General features: G+C 69.8%; 20 protein-coding genes. 15 read left to right on the forward strand and 5 right to left on the reverse strand.

The features are described from left to right. Positions 1-113: 113 nt before the first annotated feature. The 3 genes from QFZ76_RS37230 to QFZ76_RS37240 all read left to right on the forward strand — a co-directional run bounded on the left by QFZ76_RS37230 (position 114) and on the right by QFZ76_RS37240 (position 4,046). Positions 114-2,162, forward strand: coding sequence for an APC family permease (locus QFZ76_RS37230; RefSeq protein ID WP_307677787.1), 2,049 nt, complete (start codon positions 114-116; stop codon positions 2,160-2,162). Positions 2,163-2,219: 57 nt separating this feature from the next. After that, positions 2,220-3,572, forward strand: a complete 1,353-nt coding sequence (locus tag QFZ76_RS37235; RefSeq protein ID WP_307677788.1) for a class I SAM-dependent RNA methyltransferase — start codon at positions 2,220-2,222, stop codon at positions 3,570-3,572. 282 nt (positions 3,573-3,854) lie between these two features. Beyond that, on the forward strand, positions 3,855-4,046 hold the full coding sequence (locus QFZ76_RS37240) for a hypothetical protein (protein ID WP_307677789.1): 192 nt from the start codon (positions 3,855-3,857) through the stop codon (positions 4,044-4,046). A gap of 47 nt (positions 4,047-4,093) precedes the next feature. Here QFZ76_RS37240 and QFZ76_RS37245 read toward each other — a convergent pair whose 3' ends face one another. Continuing rightward, entirely contained in the window at positions 4,094-5,101 is a 1,008-nt protein-coding gene (locus QFZ76_RS37245) for a D-glycerate dehydrogenase (RefSeq protein ID WP_307677790.1), read from the reverse strand. A gap of 132 nt (positions 5,102-5,233) precedes the next feature. Next, positions 5,234-6,163 (reverse strand): nitrogen assimilation transcriptional regulator NAC, encoded by a 930-nt coding sequence (gene nac, locus QFZ76_RS37250; RefSeq protein WP_307677791.1) that lies wholly within the window; start codon positions 6,161-6,163, stop codon positions 5,234-5,236. Positions 6,164-6,515: 352 nt separating this feature from the next. Here nac and QFZ76_RS37255 point away from each other — a divergent pair, with 352 nt between their 5' ends. The 7 genes from QFZ76_RS37255 to QFZ76_RS37285 all read left to right on the forward strand — a co-directional run bounded on the left by QFZ76_RS37255 (position 6,516) and on the right by QFZ76_RS37285 (position 13,138). Then, the gene (locus QFZ76_RS37255) at positions 6,516-7,298 is read left to right on the forward strand and encodes a LamB/YcsF family protein (protein ID WP_307677792.1); all 783 of its coding nucleotides are present in this window, start codon (positions 6,516-6,518) and stop codon (positions 7,296-7,298) included. 55 nt (positions 7,299-7,353) lie between these two features. Further along, positions 7,354-8,067, forward strand: coding sequence for an allophanate hydrolase subunit 1 (locus QFZ76_RS37260; RefSeq protein ID WP_307677793.1), 714 nt, complete (start codon positions 7,354-7,356; stop codon positions 8,065-8,067). Next, complete coding sequence (locus QFZ76_RS37265) at positions 8,060-9,046, forward strand: biotin-dependent carboxyltransferase family protein (RefSeq protein ID WP_307677794.1); 987 nt, start codon at positions 8,060-8,062, stop codon at positions 9,044-9,046. Before QFZ76_RS37260 ends, QFZ76_RS37265 begins: the two co-directional genes overlap by 8 nt. Positions 9,047-9,133: 87 nt before the next feature. Continuing rightward, a complete protein-coding gene (locus QFZ76_RS37270) occupies positions 9,134-10,444 on the forward strand; it encodes an MFS transporter (RefSeq protein WP_307677795.1) in 1,311 nt (436 codons plus the stop codon). Between the two features lie 47 nt (positions 10,445-10,491). Further along, complete coding sequence (locus QFZ76_RS37275; RefSeq protein WP_307677796.1) at positions 10,492-11,235, forward strand: SDR family oxidoreductase; 744 nt, start codon at positions 10,492-10,494, stop codon at positions 11,233-11,235. Positions 11,236-11,239: 4 nt separating this feature from the next. Beyond that, positions 11,240-12,454, forward strand: a complete 1,215-nt coding sequence (locus tag QFZ76_RS37280) for an aspartate transaminase (protein WP_307677797.1) — start codon at positions 11,240-11,242, stop codon at positions 12,452-12,454. A gap of 9 nt (positions 12,455-12,463) precedes the next feature. After that, positions 12,464-13,138, forward strand: a complete 675-nt coding sequence (locus QFZ76_RS37285; RefSeq protein ID WP_307677798.1) for a 4-carboxy-4-hydroxy-2-oxoadipate aldolase/oxaloacetate decarboxylase — start codon at positions 12,464-12,466, stop codon at positions 13,136-13,138. 343 nt (positions 13,139-13,481) lie between these two features. Here QFZ76_RS37285 and QFZ76_RS37290 read toward each other — a convergent pair whose 3' ends face one another. After that, the gene (locus QFZ76_RS37290; RefSeq protein ID WP_307677799.1) at positions 13,482-14,126 is read right to left on the reverse strand and encodes a hypothetical protein; all 645 of its coding nucleotides are present in this window, start codon (positions 14,124-14,126) and stop codon (positions 13,482-13,484) included. A 60-nt stretch (positions 14,127-14,186) separates the two neighbouring features. On the opposite strand from QFZ76_RS37290, the gene QFZ76_RS37295 reads away from it, so the two are divergent. Both QFZ76_RS37295 and QFZ76_RS37300 read left to right on the forward strand, forming a co-directional pair. Then, positions 14,187-15,416, forward strand: a complete 1,230-nt coding sequence (locus QFZ76_RS37295) for an RHS repeat-associated core domain-containing protein (RefSeq protein ID WP_307677800.1) — start codon at positions 14,187-14,189, stop codon at positions 15,414-15,416. Positions 15,417-16,539: 1,123 nt separating this feature from the next. Continuing rightward, a complete protein-coding gene (locus tag QFZ76_RS37300; RefSeq protein WP_307677801.1) occupies positions 16,540-16,884 on the forward strand; it encodes a hypothetical protein in 345 nt (114 codons plus the stop codon). 411 nt (positions 16,885-17,295) lie between these two features. On the opposite strand, the gene QFZ76_RS37305 is transcribed toward QFZ76_RS37300, so the two are convergent. Then, the gene (locus tag QFZ76_RS37305) at positions 17,296-18,246 is read right to left on the reverse strand and encodes a phosphotriesterase (RefSeq protein WP_307677802.1); all 951 of its coding nucleotides are present in this window, start codon (positions 18,244-18,246) and stop codon (positions 17,296-17,298) included. 57 nt (positions 18,247-18,303) lie between these two features. Next, positions 18,304-18,993 carry a GntR family transcriptional regulator gene (locus tag QFZ76_RS37310; RefSeq protein WP_266432738.1) on the reverse strand — a complete coding sequence of 230 codons (690 nt, stop codon included), beginning with the start codon at positions 18,991-18,993 and terminating at the stop codon, positions 18,304-18,306. Positions 18,994-19,256: 263 nt separating this feature from the next. Here QFZ76_RS37310 and QFZ76_RS37315 point away from each other — a divergent pair, with 263 nt between their 5' ends. From QFZ76_RS37315 to QFZ76_RS37325, 3 genes are read left to right on the forward strand one after another with little or no spacing between them, the layout of a single operon-like run. Continuing rightward, positions 19,257-20,036, forward strand: coding sequence for an SIS domain-containing protein (locus tag QFZ76_RS37315; RefSeq protein ID WP_307677803.1), 780 nt, complete (start codon positions 19,257-19,259; stop codon positions 20,034-20,036). Then, the gene (locus tag QFZ76_RS37320) at positions 20,033-20,725 is read left to right on the forward strand and encodes an SDR family oxidoreductase (protein ID WP_307677804.1); all 693 of its coding nucleotides are present in this window, start codon (positions 20,033-20,035) and stop codon (positions 20,723-20,725) included. Before QFZ76_RS37315 ends, QFZ76_RS37320 begins: the two co-directional genes overlap by 4 nt. Continuing rightward, positions 20,722-22,050: an FAD-dependent oxidoreductase gene (locus tag QFZ76_RS37325; protein WP_307677805.1), complete on the forward strand. Its 1,329-nt coding sequence runs from the start codon at positions 20,722-20,724 to the stop codon at positions 22,048-22,050. The genes QFZ76_RS37320 and QFZ76_RS37325 overlap by 4 nt, the downstream gene beginning before the upstream one ends. Positions 22,051-22,155: the final 105 nt, after the last annotated feature.

Genomic DNA, 22,155 nt, shown 5'->3' on the forward strand with positions numbered 1-22,155 from the left:
GGCCGCGGAATCCGCAGCCGGACCGTTCCCGATTTCACCCGGAGAGCAGACAGGTCGCGGAAGTGGGGTGGCGGGTGGGCGGTCCCGCGTTCGAACGCCTACGATCCTCTGTTGTGTCCAAACTGACCGACGTGCCCAAACGCATCCTGATCGGGCGCGCACTGCGCAGTGATCGGCTCGGCGAAACGCTCCTGCCGAAGCGCATCGCTCTTCCCGTCTTCGCCTCCGACCCGCTGTCCTCCGTGGCGTACGCGCCCGGAGAGGTGCTGCTGGTCCTTTCGATCGCGGGCGTGTCGGCGTACCACTTCAGCCCCTGGATCGCCGTCGCGGTCGTCGTGCTGATGTTCACGGTGGTCGCCTCCTATCGGCAGAACGTGCACGCCTACCCGAGCGGCGGCGGCGACTACGAGGTGGCCAACACCAACCTCGGCCCCAAGGCGGGCCTCACCGTCGCCAGCGCCCTGCTCGTCGACTACGTTCTCACCGTCGCCGTCTCCATCTCCTCCGGCATCGAGAACCTCGGCTCCGCGGTGCCCTTCGTGGTCGAGCACAAGGTGCTCTGCGCGATCGCCGTGATCGTGCTGCTGACCCTGATGAATCTGCGCGGGGTCAGGGAGTCGGGCTCGCTGTTCGCGATTCCGACGTACGTCTTCGTGGCGGGCGTCTTCATCATGATCGCGTGGGGTGCGTTCCGCGGGCTGGTCCTCGACGAGACCCTGCGGGCGCCGACGGCCGACTACGAGATCAAGCCGGAGCACCAGGGCCTGGCGGGCTTCGCCCTGGTCTTCCTGCTGCTGCGCGCCTTCTCCTCCGGCTGTGCGGCGCTCACCGGCGTCGAGGCGATCTCCAACGGCGTCCCGGCCTTTCGAAAGCCCAAGTCCAAGAACGCGGCGAGCACGCTGGCGGCGATGGGCCTGCTCGCCGTCACCATGTTCTGCGGCATCATCGCTCTGGCGTCGGTGACCAAGGTCCGCATGGCCGAGAACCCGGCCGTCGACCTGGTCCACAACGGTGTCGCGCTCGGCTCCGACTACGTCCAGAACCCGGTGATCTCGCAGGTCGCCGAGGCCGTCTTCGGCAAGGGCAGCTTCCTGTTCATCGTGCTCGCCGCGGCCACCGCGCTGGTGCTGTTCCTGGCGGCGAACACCGCGTACAACGGCTTCCCGCTGCTCGGTTCGATCCTCGCCCAGGACCGCTACCTGCCCCGCCAGCTGCACACCCGCGGCGACCGGCTCGCCTTCTCCAACGGCATCGTGCTGCTCGCCGGCGCGGCCGGACTCCTCGTGTGGATCTACGGCGCCGACTCGACCCGGCTGATCCAGCTCTACATCGTCGGCGTGTTCGTGTCCTTCACGCTCAGCCAGACCGGCATGGTCCGCCACTGGAACCGCCACCTGGCCGCGGAGAAGGACCAGGCCAAGCGCCGCCACATGGTCCGCTCCCGCGCGATCAACACCTTCGGTGCCTTCTTCACGGGCCTGGTGCTGGTCGTCGTCCTGGTCACCAAGTTCACGCACGGCGCCTGGGTCGCGCTCCTCGGCATGATGATCTTCTACGCGACGATGACGGCCATCCGTAGGCACTACGACCGCGTGGCCGAGGAGATCGCGGCCCCCGAGGGCCCGAGCGACGACAGCGTACGGCCGTCCCGCGTGCACTCGGTCGTGCTGATCTCGAAGATCCACCGGCCAACGCTGCGGGCGCTGGCGTACGCCAAGCTGATGCGCTCGGACACCCTGGAGGCGCTCAGCGTCAACGTCGACCCGGCCGAGACCAAGGCGCTGCGCGAGGAGTGGGAGCGGCGTGGGATCGCCGTACCGCTGAAGGTGCTCGACTCGCCGTACCGCGAGATCACGCGGCCGGTCATCGAGTACGTCAAGAGCCTGCGCAAGGAGTCACCGCGCGACGTGGTCTCCGTGATCATCCCCGAGTACGTGGTCGGCCACTGGTACGAGCAGTTGCTGCACAACCAGAGTGCGCTCCGATTGAAGGGCCGTCTGCTGTTCACGCCCGGCGTCATGGTGACCTCGGTGCCCTATCAGTTGCAGTCCTCCGAGGTGGCGCGGAAGCGGGCCCGCAAGCGGCAGGAGTGGAACGCACCCGGCTCGGTGCGGCGCGGGCCCGCCCAGGAGAGGGCGAAGGAGTCGTCGACACCGACGTAGACTGGTGGGCTGTTGTCCCGCAGTCACACCCCCTTACGCATCTGGAGTCACCCCGCCATGCAGGCAGAACCGAACAAACCGCAGGCGGAGTCGCAGGCGCGGTCGCTCGTGGGGGAGGAGTACGAGGTCGAGGTCGGCCCCGTCGCCCACGGCGGGCACTGCATCGCCCGTACCGACGAGGGCCAGGTGCTGTTCGTCCGGCACACGCTGCCCGGTGAGCGGGTCGTGGCCCGGGTCACCGACGGCGAGGAGGGTGCCCGGTTCCTGCGCGCGGACGCGGTGTCGGTCCTGTCCGCGTCCAAGGACCGCATCGAGGCGCCCTGCCCCTACGCCGGCCCCGGCCGCTGCGGCGGCTGCGACTGGCAGCACGCCAAGCCGGGCGCGCAGCGCCGCCTCAAGGGCGAGGTCGTCGCCGAGCAGCTGCAGCGGCTCGCCGGGCTCACGCCGGAGGAGGCGGGCTGGGACGGCACGGTGCTGCCGGCCGAGGGCGACAAGCTTCCGGCGGGCCAGGTGCCGCAGTGGCGCACGCGCGTGCAGTACGCGGTGACCCCCGAGGGCCAGGCGGGCCTGCGCCGGCACCGCTCGCACGAGGTGGAGCCGATCGACCACTGCATGATCGCCGCCGAGGGCGTCAGCGAGCTGGGCATCGAGAAGCGCGACTGGACGGGCATGGAGTCCGTCGAGGCGATCGCGGCGACGGGTTCCCAGGACCGCCAGGTGATTCTCACGCCGCGACCGGGTGCCCGTCTGCCCCTGGTCGAGCTGGACAAGCCGGTCTCGGTGATGCGGGTCGAGGAGAAGGACGGCGGCGTCCACCGCGTCCACGGCCGCGCCTTCGTCCGCGAGCGCGCGGACGGCCGTACCCACCGCGTCGGCAGCGGAGGCTTCTGGCAGGTCCACCCGAAGGCCGCGGACACCCTCGTCACGGCCGTCATGCAGGGCCTGCTGCCTCGCAAGGGCGAGATGGCGCTGGACCTGTACTGCGGTGTGGGGCTGTTCGCGGGGGCGTTGGCCGACCGCCTCGGCGACCAGGGTGCGGTCCTCGGCATCGAGTCCGGCAAGCGCGCGGTCGAGGACGCCCGGCACAACCTCGCCGCCTTCGACCGGGTGCGCATCGAACAGGGCAAGGTCGAGGCCGTGCTGCCGCGCACCGGCATCACCGAGGTCGACCTCGTCGTCCTGGACCCCCCGCGGGCGGGCGCCGGCCGCAGGACGGTCGCACACATCGCGTCGCTCGACCCGCGCCGCATCGCCTACGTCGCCTGCGATCCGGCGGCGTTGGCGCGGGACCTTGGGTACTTCCGGGACGGGGGGTATCGGGTGCGGACGTTGCGGGTGTTCGATCTGTTTCCGATGACGCATCACATGGAGTGCGTGGCGATTCTGGAGCCTGCTGCGAAGGGGCTCTGACCTGCATCTTTTGAGGAATGACTGTCGGTTCGACCTGTTTCCGGTGGTCGTAACAGGTGGACGTGGGGAACGGTGCCTGAGCCGCGGTTTCCGGTGCTCCGGTGGCGGTTTGCGCGCGGGCTGCAGCGATTCCAGACGGACGGATGACGCACGTTCTGATGGGGCTTTTGTCCACTTCCTGTGGTCGCGTAAGCAGGGGGACCGTTGATCTCCGCCTGATGCCGGTTGAGTTCGCCCGAAAATCGCCAGGCTGGACGGTGCTGTGGTCGACAGTTCTTCGCCGTGGACGAAGTGCTGTCACAGCTGGATGGGCTGCTGTTCTCTTCGGTCGAGTGCGTATTGGTGGAGTCGGTCGAGGTGACCGACACGGTCGTCCGGATCGAGGCTCGTACGACCGCAGGGCGGGGCGGCCTGCCCGGGGTGCGGATGCTGGTCGGGGCGAATACATGGCTCCTACCTGCGGTTTCCGCGTGACCTGCCGACAGCGGGCAAGTTCGTGGTGGTGTCGAACAGCGGGTGGCTCATGGGCGTGCCACGGCGGCCCCGGCAGGGATGCCCGGCACCCCCGGGCTGCCGGGGAGGGGTGTTCGGGCGGGGCGTTCGGCGAGAACGTCGAGGATGTTGTCGACCGCCAGGTCGACCATGGCGGCACGGGTGGCCTCGGTGGCCGACCCGATGTGGGGCAGTGTGACGACGTGCGGCTCCGCCACCAGCGGCGACAACTGCGTTCCCATCGGTTCGCGTTCGAAGACGTCGAGCCCGGCGGAGTGCAGTCGTCCCTCCCGGACGGCATGGAGCAGGGCCTCCTCGTCGACGACACCGCCGCGGGAGGTGCTGACCAGTGTGGCTGTGGGCTTCATCGCGGCCAGTTCGTGGACGGAGATCAGGTGCCGCGTCTCCTCGGTGAGCGGCACGTGCAGCGACACGATGTCGGACTCGGCCAGCAGCGTGGTCAGATCCACCGAGCTCGACAGGTCGTCGTCGGGTGCGTAGGGGTCGTGGTGGAGGACGCGCATGCCGAACCCGTGGGCCCGGCGGGCCACCGCGCGGCCGATCTGACCGTAGCCGATCAGGCCGAGGGTGGCTCCGTGGATGTCCAGACCGAGGTAGTCGTGCATTCGGAACAGACCCCAGGAGCCTGACGCGAGGCTCGCTCCGGCGGCCCCGAGCCGACGGCGGGCGGAGAGGGTCAGGGCGAAGGCGAGGTCGGCGGTGGTCTCCGCGAGCACGCGGGGGGTGTGGGTGACGACGATGCCGCGCTCGGCGGCGGCTGCCCGGTCGACGTTGTCGAAACCCATGCTGGCCAGCGATATGACCCGCAGCGAGGGGCCCGCCGCGTCCATCAGGGCGCCGTCCACCGGATCGTTACCCAGGGCCAGCATGCCACTCACCCCGGAGGCGAGCGCGGCGAGGTCGGCGGGGCCGGGCTTCCCTGTCCCGGGCCAGGCCACCACGTCCGCCGCCCCGGACAGGCGTTCCAGGCCGCGGCCGGGCAGTTTTTCACGGGTGGTGAGGACACGCTTTTTCATTTATGTCTCCAGTGACGAGCCGTGCGTTTTCGACCGGCAGCCGGTTTCGAAAGAAGTGGGATTGAAAGAAGCTGGCTCTCAAAAACGCTAGCCGGGACGGTCACCGGAAACAAATAACGGATTCGTGTGACGCTATTGGCGATCCTTATCCCCGCCGGGGGACCCGTCGAAGGTGGTGATCAGTTCGAGGAACAGATCGTGCACCGCCAGGGCGGGTTCCGAAAGGGGCTGATTGTCCGACGTCACCACGGAAAGCTTGACCTGGATGACGGGATCCACGATGCGGCGTACGGACAGGGAGCGGACGTTGAGGATGGCGCGCGCCGCCGACCAGGGCAGGACCGTGGCGCCGAGGTCCGCGTCCACGGCGTTGACGAGCGTCAACGCGGATTCGACCTCGCCCACCACGTGCGGCCTGAGCGACGCCTGTTGGAAGGCGGCGTCCACCACCTGCCGGATCGTGTGGATCCGGCTGGGGAGCAGCAGGGGCACGCCGGTGAGTTCCTGCAGGCCCACCTCGCCCTGTCCCGGCGGGGCCGTCGCGCCTGGTGCGCCGATCAGGAACAGGTCCTCCGTGCGCACGGGCTCGAACTGCACACCCCGCAAGGGGCCGGCCCCGTAGATGAACGCCATGTCCATCCGGCCCGTCATGATCGCTTCACTGATCACGCCGCCGAAGTTCTCGTTGATGTGCAGCAGGATGTCCGGGTAGCGCTCGCGCACACTCTTCAGGAGTGGCAGCGCGAGCGCCGCGCCCAGGCTGTACGGCGCGAGGCCCACCGACACGCTGCCGGCGGGAGCCCGGCCGGAGACCTCGACGGCGGCGTGCGCGAGGTCCACCTGCCGGAGGATCAGCTGGGCGTGCCGGTACAGGGCCCGGCCCGCCTCGGTCGGGGCGACCCCGCGTTTGCTGCGGATCAGCAGCTGCTGCCCGAACTGGGTCTCCAGCGCGGACAGTTGCTGGCTGAGCGCGGGCTGCGCGATGTGCAGGATGTCGGCCGCGCGCGTGATGCTCCCCGCGTCAATGATCTTGATGAACGAGTACAGACGCCTGGTGTCCATGCGGGGCCTTCCACGGGGAGAGGAGCCTCATCGTAGGGAGGGGCCACCCTGAAGCACAGTCCCGGCGAGCCTCGGGTGTGAGGCGGGTCATAACCGTTCGCGATAACGCCAGACCGAACGCATATTGGCGATCACACGAGCACGAGATTAAGTTGAGCGGAACATCCACACCGGAAACCGCCCGACAAAGTCGAAGTGAATCGGTTCCCGCGGATGTCGAAGTGAATCGTTCCCGCGGGTTACGTCTGCCCGCGACCGTCGTTTTGTGTCCGAGAACTGCGGATCCTTTTTCGCCGAATATCACGAAGACGTGATGGCATCTCCTTCCCCGCATTTCCTCCCGGAGGACGTCATGACCCATTTGGTTGATCTCGTCGCCGATCTCGGCGAGGGATTCGGCGCCTACACCATGGGCGACGACCAAGCCCTCCTGGAGATGCTGACGTCCGCCAATGTCGCCTGCGGGTTCCACGCCGGTGATCCGCGCATCATGGATGACACCGTCCGGACGTGCGTGGAGAAGCAGGTCGCCGTGGGCGCCCATCCGAGCTTCCCCGACCTGGTCGGCTTCGGCCGCCGCGCGATGGACCTCGCCCCGGAGGAGGTCCGTACGGACGTGCTGTACCAGATCGGTGCCCTCCAGGCGTTCGCCGTCGCGCACGGCACCCGGGTGCAGCACGTCGCCCCGCACGGACGCCTGGGCAACCTGGTCGCCGTACGCGCCGACTACGCGCGTGCCGTCGTGGACGCCGTCGCCTCCTTGGACGAGTCGCTGATCATCCTCGCCCAGGACGGTGAGCTCGCCGACGCCGCCCGGGCCCGCGGACTGCGCGTGGGCATCGTCGGCATCGCCGACCGCGCCTACCGCGACGACGGGACCCTCGTCCCGCGCTCCGAGCCCGGAGCGGTGATCCACGACCCCGATGAGGTCGCCCGGCGGACACTGCGCATGGTCACCGAGGGGGTCATCCGCAGCGTCGACGGCACGGACGTCCCGGTCGCCTGCGACACCGTCCTGCTGCACGGAGACAGCCCCGGAGCGATCGCGCTGGCCGGCCGCATCCGCGAGCAACTCCTCGCCGCCGGTGTCGGGATCACCTCGCTCGACAATGTGCTGAGCGGTAAGGGCGTCTGACATGAACGGCCCTGACCTGCCTGACCTGAACGGCCCTGACCTGAACGGCCCTGACATGAATGGCAACGTCACGATCACGGACTGCGGTGACTCCGCCCTGGTCGCCAAAGCCATCGGCCTGGACGTCGAAGACGCCTGGCGGCTCGTTCACGCCCTGGCCGACGCCCTGGACGCCGTCCGACTCAGCGGAGTCCACGACGTGGTGCCCACCTACGACGCCCTGCTCGTGGAGTTCGACTGCACCCGCACCGACCACGACACCGTCAGGCGGGTCCTGTCGCACGAGGCCGCCCGCCTCGGGCCGAATCCGGCGCGGACGACACCTCCCCGACGCTTCGTCGTCCCCGTCGTCTACGGCGGCGAGTACGGGCCCGATCTGCCCGAAGTCGCCCGTCAACTCGGCCTGACCGAGAGCGAGGTCGTCGCCCTCCACTCCGGGTCCGATCTCACCGTGCGCTGCCTCGGCGCGCCCGCGGGGGCGCCGATGACGGACGGGCCGCCCTTCCCCACTCCGGTGCCGCGGCTGGCGTCGCCCCGCACCCGCGTCGATCCCGGCTCGGTCGCCGTCGCCGGCCGGCAGGCCGTCATCTGCCCGATGCCCTCGCCCGGCGGATGGCCGCTCCTCGGGCGCACCCCCGTGCGCGTCCTGGACCTCCATCGCGACCCGATCACCGCCTACCAGCCCGGGGACACCTTCCGCTTCGTTCCCATCACGCCCGACGAGTGGGACGACCACGCCGGCACGCCCCTGGCGGCGTGTCATGGCTGACACCCTCACGATCCGTACCGCGGGCATCGTCACCGTGCAGGACCTCGGCCGTGTCGGCCGCTCCCGCTACGGTCTGCCCGCGGGCGGAGCCGCCGACCAGCATTCGGCGCGCGTCGCCAACGTACTGTGCGGCAACGACGACCGCGCCCCGCTGCTGGAGATCACGGCTCTCGACTTCGCGTGCGTTCCCTCCGGCGACATCCTCATCGCCGTGACTGGCGCCCCCGCCGACGTGACCGTCGGGGGAGTGGTCCGCCCGCAGTGGGAACCGGTCCCCGTGCGGGCCGGCGAGACCATCCGTGTCACCGGCATCCGGCGAGGGCTGCGCGTCTACCTGGCCGTGCTCGGCTCGTTCGCAGCGGACTACCTTCAGGGCAGCTGCGCTCCCGACACCGTCCTGGGATTCGGCCCCGCCCTGCGGGGCGGCGACGAACTCGTGCTGCGCACGTCCTGCCCGCCCATCGACCACCCCTTCTCACGGATCCCGCTGTTCCGCCTGAACGCCCCCGTCCTCCCGTTCCCCACCACCTGGATCATCGACGTCACCGACGGCCCTGACCGGGCCGAGTTCGGAGACACCGGACGACGCCTGTTCGACGCCCCCTTCACCGTCAGCCCTCGAAGCAACCACATCGGTCTGCGGCTGCAGGGCGACGTGCCCCGCCGGGTCACCAAGGGCGAGGTCCTCTCCCGCGGCGTCCCCATCGGTGCCGTCGAAGTGCCGGCAGGGGACGAACTCCTCGTACTGCACCGCGGCCGCGGCGTCACAGCCGGCTACCCCGTGCTCGCCGTCGTCACCGCCACCGGTCTGTCCGCCCTGGGGCAGGTGCGCCCCGGGCAGACCATCCGCTTCCGCCACCGCACCCTCGACCAGGCGGTCGCCGCCCATCGCACCCAGCGAGGCGCCGTCGACGCACTGAGAACCCGCGTCCGCACGGCCTTCGACGCCCTGCGCATTCGCGCTCCCCTCGGCAGCTGATCCCCGCACCCGCGCAGCAGCCCCCTTCGCCCGCCCGCACGGAGCCGAACGCCCCTCGTCCCCAGCCTGCCCCCAGACAGGAGAGCCATGAGCACCGTGGCCGCTCAACCGGTACCCAACACCGTCGACCCCAGAACAGCCCGAAAGGTGACCCTCGCGGGATGCGTCGGCATCTTCGCCGAGCTCTACGACAACGGCATCTTCGGCTTCATGGCCGGAACGCTCGCCGCCGTCTTCTTCCCCGGCTCCGAAAACGCCATCCAACTCGTCTTCCTCGGCTACGCCGTCTCCTTCTTCTTCCGCCCCCTCGGCGGCATCATCTGCGGCCACCTCGGCGACCGCATCGGACGCCAGCGGATGCTGGTCTTCGTCATCCTGCTCATCAGCGTCGCCACCGCGGCCATCGGCGTCCTGCCGACCTACGCGAGCATCGGTATCGCCGCACCCGTCCTGCTGATCCTGCTGCGCGTCGCCCAGGGCTTCTCCGTCGGCGGTGAGGCGTCCGGCGCCATGAGCTTCCTCGCCGAGCACGCCCCCGAGGGCAAGCGCGGCCTCTACACCAGCTACGCCCAGATCGCGTCGTTCCTCTCGCTGCTCACCGGCACGCTGATCGCCGCCGCCATGACCAGCGGACTCGGCACCGAACGCATGGAGTCCTGGGGCTGGCGCATCCCGTTCCTGCTCGCCGTGCCGCTCGGCATCACCGGCATCTACATTCGCAAGCGCATCAGCGACACGCCCAACTTCACGCGCCTGAAGGAAGAGGGCGGGCTGTCCAAGAACCCCCTCAAGGAGGCGTTCACCTCCGCCGAGCACCGCCGCGCCATGCTGCTGGCCCTGTTCATCCCCCTGATGAACGGCTCCGGGTACTACGTCCTCTTCAGCTACATGCCCACCTTCATGAGCAGCGAGCTGGACTTCTCCAAGGTCCAGGGCCTCCTCGTCACGGCCTCCAGCCTGGTCGCGATCTGTATCGCCATCCCCTACATGGGCCGCCTCTCCGACCGGGTCGGGCGCAAGAAGGTCATCGCCGGTGCCGCGATCACCATGGCCGTCGTCGGCGTCCCCTGTTACCTCCTGATCGGCACCGGCAACGTCGCCCTCGCCGTCATCGGCGCCTGCCTCATGGCCGTCGTGTTCGCCGGGCACACGGGCGTCATCCACATCCTGCTCGTCGAACTCTTCCCCACCCGCGTGCGCTACTCCGCCTACGGCCTGGGCTACAACGTCTCCGCCGCACTCTTCGGCGGCACGGCCCCGCTGCTGATGACCTACCTCATCGACCGCACGGGCAACGTCAACATGCCGGCCTTCTACGCCGTCGTCACCGCAGTCGGCACGCTCATCGCCGTGTCCCGGGTGAAGGACCGTGCGCACCTGCCCCTGCGCGACGCCTGACAGACATACGCGCACCCGCACGCCCCCACATCAAGGAGCACTTCAGCATGCCCATCTCCGACTACAGGACGGCCCTCGTCACCGGAGCGTCGACCGGCATCGGAGCCGTGGTCGTCGAGCGACTGGCCAAGCGCGGCCTCGAAGTTCACGCGGTGGCGCGTAACGCCGAACGGCTCGACGCCCTCGCCCGCGACACCGGCTGCATCCCGCACGCCGTCGACATCACCGACACCGAGGCGCTCACCGCCGCCCTGGACGGCCTGGAGATCGACGTCCTCGTCAACAACGCCGGCGTCTCGCGCACCGGCAACATCCTGACCGCCGACGAATTCGCCGTCGACGAGCAGGTCGCCGTCAACATCCAGGCGGTCCTGCACCTGGTCCGCCTGCTCATGCCCGGCATGGTCGAGCGCGACCTCGGCCACATCGTCAACATCAGCTCCATCGCCGGCGTCTACAACTTCGGCGGCAACACCATCTACCACGCCACCAAGGCGGCCGTGCACACACTCTCCCGCCAGCTGCGGGTCGACGGCTACGGCCGCCGGGTCCGCGTCAGCGAGATCTGCCCGGGCCGTGTGGAGACGGAGATCTTCGGCCGCCTGCTCGGCGACATGGAGGAGGCCCAGCGGCAGTTCTACGACGGCTACGAGTCCCTCAAGCCCGAGGACATCGCCGACGCCATCGAGTTCGCCGTGGACGCGCCCCGGCACGTCAACATCGGCCACATCGAGATCCTGCCCACCTTCCAGGTCCCCGGCGGCCTGAACTTCGAACGCCGGGAGGGCTGAGCACATGAACACATCAGAGCGCGTACGCCGTATCAACCCCTCGCCCAGCACGGCGGCGGCGCAGCGCGTGCGCGAACTCAAGAGCCAGGGGCTCACCATCCTCGACCTGACCGTGGGCGAGCCCGACTTCGACACCCCCGACCACGTCAAGGCCGCCGCGATCCGGGCCATCGAGGCGGGCGAGACCAAGTACACACCCGTGAACGGCACCCCGCGACTGCGCTCTGCGATCGCCGGGAAACTCCGCGGGCGCCACGGGCTGGAATGCACCGACGCGCAGATCACGGTCGGCGGCGGAGCCAAGCAGGTCATCTTCCTCGCCCTGATGGCCACCCTGGACGAAGGGGACGAGGTCATCGTCCCCGCCCCGTACTGGGTGTCCTATCCGGACATGGTCCGCGCGAACGACGGCACGCCGGTCGTCGTCGACTGCCCCGAGACGGACGGCTTCAAGCTGACTTCGGAGCGGCTCAGGGTGGCGATCACCGCACAAACGCGCTGGGTCGTCCTCAACACCCCCGGCAACCCGACCGGATCCGCCTACTCCGCCGCCGAACTGCGCGCGCTCGCCCAGGTGTTGCTGGAGCACCCGCACGTACGCGTCCTCACCGACGAGATCTACGACGAGATCTGGTACGGCGACCAGGACGCCCCGTCCCTGGCAGCCGCCGAACCCCGCCTGGCCGACCGGGTGTTCCTCACCAACGGGGTCTCCAAGACGTACGCGATGACCGGGTGGCGCATCGGATACGGAGTGGGCCCGACGGACCTGGTGACCGCGATCAACACGCTGCAGTCCCAGACCTCCTCCTGTCCCTCCTCCGTCAGCCAGGCCGCCGCTGCCGCCGCGCTCACGGGACCGCAGGACTTCGTCCGCGAGACCGTGCGCGTCTACCGCGCACGCCGCGACGCCACCGTGAAACTCGTCAACGACATTCCACAGCTCAGCTGCACCGTCCCCGACGGGGGCTTCTACCTCCTGGTGAACTGCCACGACGCCATCGGGCAGCTCACACCGTCGGGAAGCCGGATACAGAACGACGAGGACTTCGCCCGCTACCTGCTCGACAGCCGGCAGGTAGCGGTGATCCACGGAGCCGCGTACGGCGCACCCGGCTACTTCCGCATCTCGTTCGCCACGTCCACGGACGTCCTCACCGAGGCGTGCGCGCGCATCGCGACGGCCTGCGCCGACCTCTCCTCCCCTCCCTCCGCCTGAAAGGTCGTCATGATCCGCGTCAGCACGAAGTTCGAGCGGCCGGACGCCGCCCTCGTCGAGCAGCTGCGTGCCTTCTCCTCGGCCACCATCCACGAGGCACAGGGCCGGCTCGGGGCGCTGGACTCGGCCATCAAGCCGGTCGACCACCGCATGTCCCTGTGCGGCCCCGCCTTCACGGTCCAGTGCGCACCGCGCGACAACCTGATGCTGCAGACCGCCATCGCCTACGCCCGCCCGGGGGACGTCGTCGTCGTGTCCGCCGGCGCCTACGAGGAGGCGGGCTCCTTCGGAGACGTCCTCGCCAACGCCTGCCAGGCCAAGGGACTCGGCGGCCTGATCACCGACACGGGCGTCCGGGACACCGAGGACCTGCGCGCCCTGGGATTCCCCGTCTTCTCCCGCAGCGTGTCCATCAAGGGCACGGTCAAGGAGACCGTCGGACCGATGTGCGAGCCGGTCACCATCGGCGGCGTACTCGTCCGCCCCGGCGACGTGATGCGGGCCGACGCCGACGGCGTGGTCGTCGTCCGCCGCGAGGACGCCGCCGAGGTGGTCGCCGCCTCACAGGAGCGGGTCGACACCGAGGCCGGCTACATCTCCGCGTATCGGGCGGGCAAGACCGTCATCGACATCTGCAATCTCGCGCCGCTTCTCGCGTCGAAGGGGCTGGTGGTCGAGGACTAGTGACACTGCTCAGGGCAACGCCGGAAGGGTAGCGTCTCGTGCTATTCGTCGGATTGTGACGCTCATCTGACGCTCCGCCCACCCGAAACCGTGCACACCAGGCTGAGAAAGACCACTTGACCTCCAGGTTTCTCTGTCTGCTGCCCCGCAGACATGATTCCGATGACGCATTACATGGAGTGCGTGGCGATTCTGGAGCCCGCAGCGAAAGGCCTCTGACGCTTCGCTTCCTCCGGTTCGTCAGTGATGCGGCCGGTCGCCGGGAGGGACCGGCCGCATCCATGACGGGCCGGTCGCCGGGAGGGACCGGCCGCATCCATGACGGGGTGGTCGGATCAGGAGATCAGTTTGATCGCCTGCCATCCGGCCGTGCCGACCACCGTCGGCGGGCCCACCAGGCCGGTGCGGCGGCCCGGGAGGAACTCCAGGCCCGCCGCGGTGTTCGCCGTTGTCGACCACAGGTCCGGGATGCCGTCGGCATTGCTGTCGCCGGAGGCGGTGAACAGCGGGCGTGCGGTCGTGGTCCAGCCGGTGGCATAGGCCGTACGGTTGGCGCCCACTCCCAGGGAAGCCGGATCGGTGCCGCCGTCCGGGACACCGTCGCCGTCCGCGTCACCGCGCTCTTGCCGTGGTACACCCACAGGTCCCCGGTGGCGGTGTTGCGAGCGATCAGGTCGGCGAAGCCGTCGCCGTCCGCGTCACCGGGCGAGGCGAGCTGCATGACGCCCCAGCCGGAGTTGCCGATCAGATAGCCGGAGTCGACGGTGCCGTACACAGAGCCCGGCAGGAACCGCAGCTGGTCGCCGATGACCGCCACGAAGTCCGGGTGCGGCTCCTCGCTTTCCTGGGTGATGTCGCCGACCGAGACGATCTGCTTGATCGTCACCGGGTCGATCGCGACCTCGGTCTCCGGATCGGGGAAGAAGTACACCTCCTGCTTGGTGTCCTCGGTGAACTCGCCCAGCCCGTTGTTCGGGTAGAGCCACATGCCCAGTACTCGGCGTTCGGCGAGATCCTGCGCACCGACGCGGGACCGGCGGGCAAGCAGGTGTACGGCACCTACGTCTACGACGAGTTCACCCGTCGCCTGCAGACGGCCACCTTCGACCGCTCGATCAGCCCCGCGCGTATCAACGAGGCACGGTACGGGTACGAGGAGGCCGGCAACGTCACCAAGATCACCGACGCGCCGGGTGCCGCTGCCCCGGGCTCCGGCGAGACCGACACGCAGTGCTTCGTCTACGACCAGCTCAGGCAGATGACCTCGGCCTGGACGTCGAAGACGGCGGACGACTGCGCGGCGGCGCCCTCGAAGGAGACGGTCGGCGGTCCGGAGGCGTACTGGCAGTCGTTCCAGTACGACGCGGCCGGCAACCGCACCAAGCTCGTCGAGCACGACACCACGGGCGACGCCGCCAAGAACGTCACCCGTGACTACGTCTACGGAAAGCAGGGCGTCGGCGGCCCGAACGCGCTGGCCGAGGTCAAGTCGACCGGCCCGAAGGGCGAGACCCTCGCCACCTTCGGCTACGACAAGGAGGGCAACACCACCGGACGCCAGCACGGCGGCACCAACCAGACCCTCGAGTACGACATCGAGGGCCAGCTGCGCAAGGTCACCCAGCCCGTCGAGGGCGGCGGCACCAAGACCACGTCGTACCTCTACGGCGCGGACGGCGAACGCCTCATCCGCACCGGTGCGGACGGCAGTCGCACGCTCTACCTCGGTGAGGCGGAGCTGACGGTCAACGCGGCCAACACCACTGCGAAGGCGGAGCGCTTCTACGCGCTGCCGGACGGTTCCACGATGGTCCGCGCGACCGGCGGCGTCCGTCAGATGATGCTCGCCGACCACCACGGCACCTCCCACACGGTCGTGGACATGGTGGACCCGGCGATGGGCGTCACTCGGCGCAAGTCGATGCCGTTCGGCGAGACACGGGGGCTGGAACCCGCGTCCTGGCCCGGACAGCGCGGCTTCGTGGGCGGCACGGTCGACGAGGACACCGGGCTGACCCGGCTGGGCGCCCGGGACTACGACCCGGCCACAGGACGGTTCATCCAGGTCGACCCGATGGTCGACTACGGCAACCCGGGCACGATGAACCCGTACGCCTACAGCAACAACGCGCCGGCCACCTTCTCCGATCCGTCCGGGGCGTTCTTCCCGATCCTGATCGGCATCGCGGCCCGTATCGCCATCCAGGCGGCGATTCGCGGCCCGCAAGGCGGCCCGTCGCGCCGCGGCCAAGCGCGCTGCGGCGAAGGCCCGCCGTGAGGCGGCCCGGAAGGCGGCGGCGGCCAAGCGCGCGGCGGCCAAGCGGGCAGCGGCCCGCAGAGCCGCGGCCAGAAAGGCGGCGGCCCGCCCGAAGCCGCGCGCCAAGCCCCGCTCCCAGCCGAAGCCGAGGCCCAAGCCTCGGCAGGTGAAGCGGGCGGTGAAGAAGGTCGCCAAGGAAGTCCGGGAGGAGGCCAAGGAGACCGTCAAGGACGAAGCATAGGGCCAGGTCTGCCAGATCAACAGCTTTGTTCCAGGCACCAAGGTCCTCATGGCCGACGGCTCCACCAGAGCGATCGAAAAGGTCGTGGTCGGTGACAAGGCCATCGCTACCGATCCCAGGACCGGCAGGACTTCCGTCCAGTCGGCCACGGCGACGATCGTCGGAAAGGGCAGCAAGGACCTGGTGCGGATCACGCTGACGGTCCATGATCGCGCGAAGGCCAAGACCTCCGCGTCCACGGTCACCACGACCGCCGGCCACCCCTTCTGGGTGCAGGCCGGGGGGTGTACCAGCGGTTGCTGGACGATCCGACCCCTGGCGTGGCAGAAGCGGCACACCGACTGGTGTCGACTGTGGAGTAGTACCGGGCGCTTGCGGCGCGCGTTGACGGCGGTTCCCTCCTCTTTTTTCGGAAGGAGCCGCCGTCACGCGCTCAATCGCGGTTTGACTCCAGGTTGTTGCCGAGGCCGGCGATGCAGACCCTGAGGTCTTCGAGGATGAGGATTCCTGGTGGTCTCGGGTGTTCGAGGAAATCGAGCTCGGGTCGCTCGCTCCGGAATGATGAACTGTCCGCCGTCGAGAGACGGCGTCGGCCCAGGGCCTTGAGGTTGGGTCCCTCGGTCAACAGCCAGTTGTCGGGAGCTTCGGGTTCTTCAGTGGTGATGGCGTAGCCCCGCCCCGTCCGGGGGACGGCCTGCCTCCGGCACGAGCCGCGATTCCCTCCCATGTTCTCGCCTGAGCGCAGTACTCGTGACCGACCTCGCGCGTGGCCATGATCCCGACCGGCACTGCCCCGGCCCCGCATACCGTACGGGGGGGGGCGCAGGCGCCGTGCCGCGCGAAGGAGGAAGCCTGATCATGAGCGAGGAAGGGCGGGACCGCGCCCTCTGAGACGACGCGGGCGTGCTGGACGGGGCGATCAGCGGGTCGCCGCGGTTCTCCGTGACCGGGGGAGGGACGCGCCTGCGGGTGGAGTACCGGGTGGGGGGCGAGGGTGTCGCGGAGCTGAACTACGCCCCGACCGGCCAAGAGGGGGAGGAAGAGGTACGTGTCGACGAGCCGCACCTGCCGTGGAGCAAGGAGGTCGTCATGCGCGGGCCGATCGCGATACCCGTGCTGGGCGTCACCCTCGACGAGGACGGAGGACGAGCCGAACTGGTGGTGCTGGTGGATGGCCGCGAGTCCGCCCGGGTCACCGTCACCGGGCGCTCCGCCACCGGGATCTGCGTCGCCGACCCGCTGCCTTAGCGGCGGTCGGCCGAGGGCGGCCGACCGTGAAGGTGACGGGCGAACGGCCCCGTTGCTCGCGCCCCTTCACAGCTGGGAGCGAGTGGTGCGGGCAGGGGTGAGGTGCGCGGCTGGGCTGTGCGGTATGGGCCGATCACGCGACCCGGCACCGCACGGGTGAGGGCCCGTTCGTCGGCGGAGGAGGCGGAGAAGGCGGAGAAGGCGGAGAGCAGATGTTCTCTCAGTCCCCGCGCACCCGGGGCCTGCGTCGGCGGATCGCCCGCGGCCTCCGGGCTGGGCATGCGCGGGTGGTCGTCGAGAAGGCGAGAAGGGCTGACCTTGTCGCCCCACAGCCGGGGCCGGGCGGGTCGGCCAGGAGCAGGCGTGCCCAGCCGGTGCACAGTCAGGTCGCTGAACCCCGTACGCGGGCCTTCACAGGGCAGAGGTCGTTTTGGCCAGCAGCGCCTGGGGGGCATGCCGCAGCACGGTGTCGACCGCCGCGGCGCCCAGGCGCCGGCGCAACCGCGGGACGAAGTCCCGGCCGAGTACGTCCATCCCCGGCCCGCCGCCGTAGGCGATGAGCGAGGACTTGCGTCCGACATCGGTCCCCAGGCAGACGTGGCCCAGTTTGCCGGCCTCGGCCATGCGCTCGATCAGGTCCAGGACGACCGAGTCCGGCCGGTACTTGATCCGTCCGATCGTGTCGTAGACGAGGTGGGCGCCGCGGGCGATCAGGTCGAGGTGGAGTTCCGGATCGGGGTTGCGGTCGGTGTGGGCGAGCAGGACCCGTCCGGCCGGCACGCCGTGCTTGTCCAGGAGGTCCAGGGCGGCATGTGCGGCGGTCCCGACCTCGGTGTGGACCGCCACGGCCACGCCCGTCTGCCGGGCCGCCGCCGCTCCCGCGGCGAACCAGCGTTCCTCGTGGCGGTCGATCCGGTGGTAGGAGGCACCGAGTTTGATGATTCCGGCTTTGTGGGGGCTGGGGACGGGGCGGGGGAAGTCCCAGTCGTGGCTGTCCATGCCGACCTGGAGGTCGTCCACGAGTACGTCGAGGAGCGTCGCGTCGTCGGCGTGGCGGGCCCAGTGAGCGGCCGGATAGTGCGCGCTGCGGTGGTAGCCGGTCGCGGCGACGATGTGAAGGGCGCTTGCGCGGGCGACCTCGGCGAGTTGGCTGGGGCGGCGTCCGAGGCCGACCGGCGTCAGGTCGACGACGGTGCGGATGCCGCTCGCCGCGACCCGCAGGAGCTCGGCCGCCGCCCTGTCGGTGTCGAGGAACTCGTCACCCGGGTTGACCGGGGTGCGCAGGAAGACGTGCTCGTGGGCATCCACCTCGCCGAGTTCGGCGGCGGCAACAGGGCCAAGGACCGTCTCGACGACAGACAACGTTGTTCTCCTTCGGTTCTCCGTTGCGATGCCCACCTCCGCGGCTCGGGCAGCCGCCTAGGCCAGCTCGATGTGGAACACGAAACGGGAACCCGCATAGCGGGATTCGGTGAGTTCGACGGGTGTGCCGTCGGCGGTGGTGACCAGTCGGCGTTCGACGAAGATGGGCGCGCCGACGGGCAGGTCCAGGAGGGCGGCGTCGTCGTCGGTGGCGATGGCCGCGATCTGGGTTCCGGTCGCACGGGAGGGGGCGAAGCCCTGCTCGGTGAGCGCCTGGTGCAGCGAGCCGTGGGCCAGGTCCTCGCGCAACAGCCAGGCGCAGGAAGGCGGCAGCACGACGTTCTCGATCGCCATCGGCTGGTCGTCGGCCAGCCGCAGCCGCCGTACATGAACGACGTTGGACTGGGGTGCGAGCCGGAGCGCGGTCGTCTCCTCCTGGGTGCCCGCGCGCCGTTCGCTCGCCAGGACGGTCGATGACACCGTCATGCCGCGCAGGGCCATCTCCTCGGTGAAGGAGCGCAGTCGGCCCATCTGGCGGTGGACCTGCGGTTCCCCCACGAAGGTGCCGACACCGGAGATCCGGTAGATCGCACCCTCGGCGACCAGGCGCTGGGTCGCCTGGCGGACGGTCATCCGGCTGACCTGGAACAGGTCGCACAGTTCCGCGTCGGACTCGATCTGATCTCCGGGCTTCAGCCCCGCGATCCGGCCGCGGATGTGCCGTTCGACCGCTTCATGTCGCGGCATGGGCCGCCGAGCCACGGCTTTCCTCCCTTGTCTGCACTGGTGTCTATACCGGTATGCCTTCCGCAGCATAGGCCGTCACCCAGCACGCGTCCACACCCGTCCCGTCCCGTAGGAAGCGAAGATCAGCCCGTACAAGTGCTTGACGCTGGGCCGGTCGCCGCCCTAGCGTCCCGACGTGTACTACCTGTCTATACATTGCCCGCCGGATGCTGCTCCGCGGTAGGGCGCCCTGTCTCCGCCCTCGTACCGAGAGGTTTCTGCCCGTGTCTTCGTGGATCCGTACCGCAGTCGGGATCGTCGAGCGGCTTGCCGAGTCCCAGGCCGGCGCCATCGAGGCCGCGGCCCAGATCGCGGCCAGGTCGATCGCCGACGACGGCGTCGTCTACACCTTCGGCACCGGTCATTCGCGCATGCCGGTGGAGGAGATCTTTCCCCGTTACGGCTCCTACCCCGGCTTCCAGCCGCTGGTGGAGCTCTCGATGACGTTCCACACCCAGGTGGTGGGAGCCAACGGACAGCGGCAGGCGATGTTCATCGAGCGCGTCGAGGGGCTCGCCGACCAGATCCTGGCGAACTTCCGGCTGCGCCCCTGCGACAGCATGTTCATCTTCAGCGTCAGCGGGCTCAACGCCGTCCCCATCGAGATGGCGATGGGCGCGAAGAAGGCGGGTCTGCCGGTCATCGCGGCCACGTCGCTGCAGGAGACGAACGCCGCCGAACCGCGGCATCCGAGCGGATCCCGGCTCGCCGACCACGCCGATGTGGTGATCGATCTGGGATCACCGGTCGGCGATGCCATCTGCCGGGTCCCCGGCCTGGACGTCCCGGTCGGCCCGGTGAGTACCTTCACCGCGATCGCCGTGGTCAACGAGATCAAGGTCCGGGTGGCCGAACTGCTGGCCGAGCGGGGCGCCATGCCGCCGGTCATCACCAGTTCCCGTCTGGTCGGCGCGGACCGCAGCAACGAGCTGTTCGAGGGCGCCTACCTGGAGTTCGCCCGCCGCTCCGCCGCCGCTCTGCGCACCGCGGACGGTGCACGGTGAAGCGCGTGCTGGTGGCCGGCGCCCAGGGCGGAATCGGCGCCGCGTGTGTCGACGCCGCGCGGGCCGCCGGTGCCCAGGTCTTCGAGGCCGACCGCGACACGTACGACATCACCGTGTCCACGGGCGCCGACGCGGCCGTGGCGCGAGCGGCCGAGGCCCTGGGCGGTCTCGACGGCATCGTGCACGCGGTGGGCATGTCCGGCCGGCGGCTCGGTGACGGGCCCGTGGACGAGTGCGGCGACGAGGCGTGGCGCGAAGTGCACCGGGTCGATCTCGACTCGGTGTTCTACCTGTTGCGCGCAGGGCTACGGCAGTTGTCCGGCTCGGGCGGGTCGATCGTCGTCATCGGCTCGGCCCTGGCGAGCACGCTCGACGAGGACTTCCTCACCGCGGCCTACGCCAGTGCGAAGGGCGCCCTCGTCCCCCTGGTGCGCTCGGCCGCGTTCACCGGAGCCCCCAAGGGTGTGCGCGTCAACATCGTCGCGGCCGGCCTGGTGGACACCCCGATGGCCGCGCGTGCCATGGCCAATCCCGCGATCCAGGACCGGATGCCGCGGTTGATGCCGCTCGGTGCGCGGGCCTGCAGCCCCGAGGAGATCGCCGACACCGCCGTGTGGCTGCTGTCGGACGCCTCCTCCCGCACGACCGGCGCGGTCGTCCCCGTAGACGGAGGGTGGCACCTGAGGTGAACGGCACACGCATCAGCCCGGCGGAGGCCGGGCGCCATCCGCTGCTGTGGGACGGCGACGTAGTGGTCGTCGGCGGCGGATCGGCGGGGTCGGCGGCAGCAGTCGCGGCCGCCCGGCGGGGCGCTTCCGCTCTGCTCGTGGAGAGCGCCGCTCACCTCGGTGGCACCGGGGCGAGCGTTCTGGACACCTTCTACGGCTTCTACGCGCCCGGCACCGGGGAGCGCGTCGTCGGCGGCGTCGGCTGGGAGGTGTGCGAGGCGCTCACCGATCGCAAGGCGGCCTTCGAACGTCCCAACACCTACGGTGCCGGCACCGGCATCACCTACGATCCCGAGACGCTCAAGCTGGTCTGGGACGAACTCACCGGCGCCGCCGGGGTACGGGTCCTGTTCCACGCCCGTGCCTCTCGGGTGGTGATGGAGGATCAGAACGTTGTCGGGGTGGTCGTCGAGACGGTCGCCGGCCCCGGGTACGTACGCGCCAGGGTCGTGGTCGACGCCAGTGGTGACGCCGACGTCGCGTGGCGTGCGGGGGCGGCGCTGGAACGGCCGGCCGAGGACCGCGTCGTGCAACCGCTCACCCAGACCTTCCGTCTCGCCGGTGTCGACGCCACGGCGACACCCACGGCGGAGCTGCACCGCCTGATGACTCTGCACGCGGACTCGGGAGCGTACGAGCTCCCCCGGCGTGAAGGTTCCGTCCACCGGACCACCGAACCCGGCGTCGTCCACACCAATCTGACGCGCGTGAACGGCATCGACCCGACCGACCCCTGGCAGCTTTCGGCAGCCGAGCAGGAGGGGCGCCGCCAAGTCGTCGAGTACGCACGGTTCCTCGTCGAGCAGGTGCCGGGGTACGAACGGGCCTTCCTCATCGCGTCCGCGCCGCGCATCGGCGTGCGGGAGAGCCGTCGCCTGATCGGCGAGTACGTCCTGGGCAAGGAAGACGTCCTGAGCGCGCGTCAGTTCGAGGACGCCATCGCGCGCTGCGGCGCTCCGATCGAGGACCACGCCGCCGGACACAGGACGATCTGGCAGTACGTCGGCTCCGGCAACGAGACGCCCACCGGCCGCACTTACGGTGTTCCCTACCGATGTCTGCTGCCCCGCGGCGTCGACGGTCTGCTCGTCGCGGGCCGGTGCCTGTCGGCCACCCACGACGCCCACGCCTCCGTCCGCTCCATCGGACAGTGCATGGCGATGGGGCAGGCCGCGGGGACCGCGGCGGCGCTGACGGCGTCCGCCGGACACCGGCCTCGCGATGTGGACACCGTCGAGCTGCGTGAGCAACTCGCAGCGGACGGCGCCCTGATCTCACCCGACTGACCGGCTCTGCCGGAAAAGGCTAGACAGGTCGTGCGCGGGACGCCGACTCCCTCTGGAGGGCCGATCGTGTCGGCTCAATCAGCCCGAGTTTCCGATTCTTTACGG

It is taken from the genome of Streptomyces sp. V4I2 (assembly GCF_030817655.1).
Lineage (GTDB): Bacteria > Actinomycetota > Actinomycetes > Streptomycetales > Streptomycetaceae > Streptomyces > Streptomyces plumbiresistens.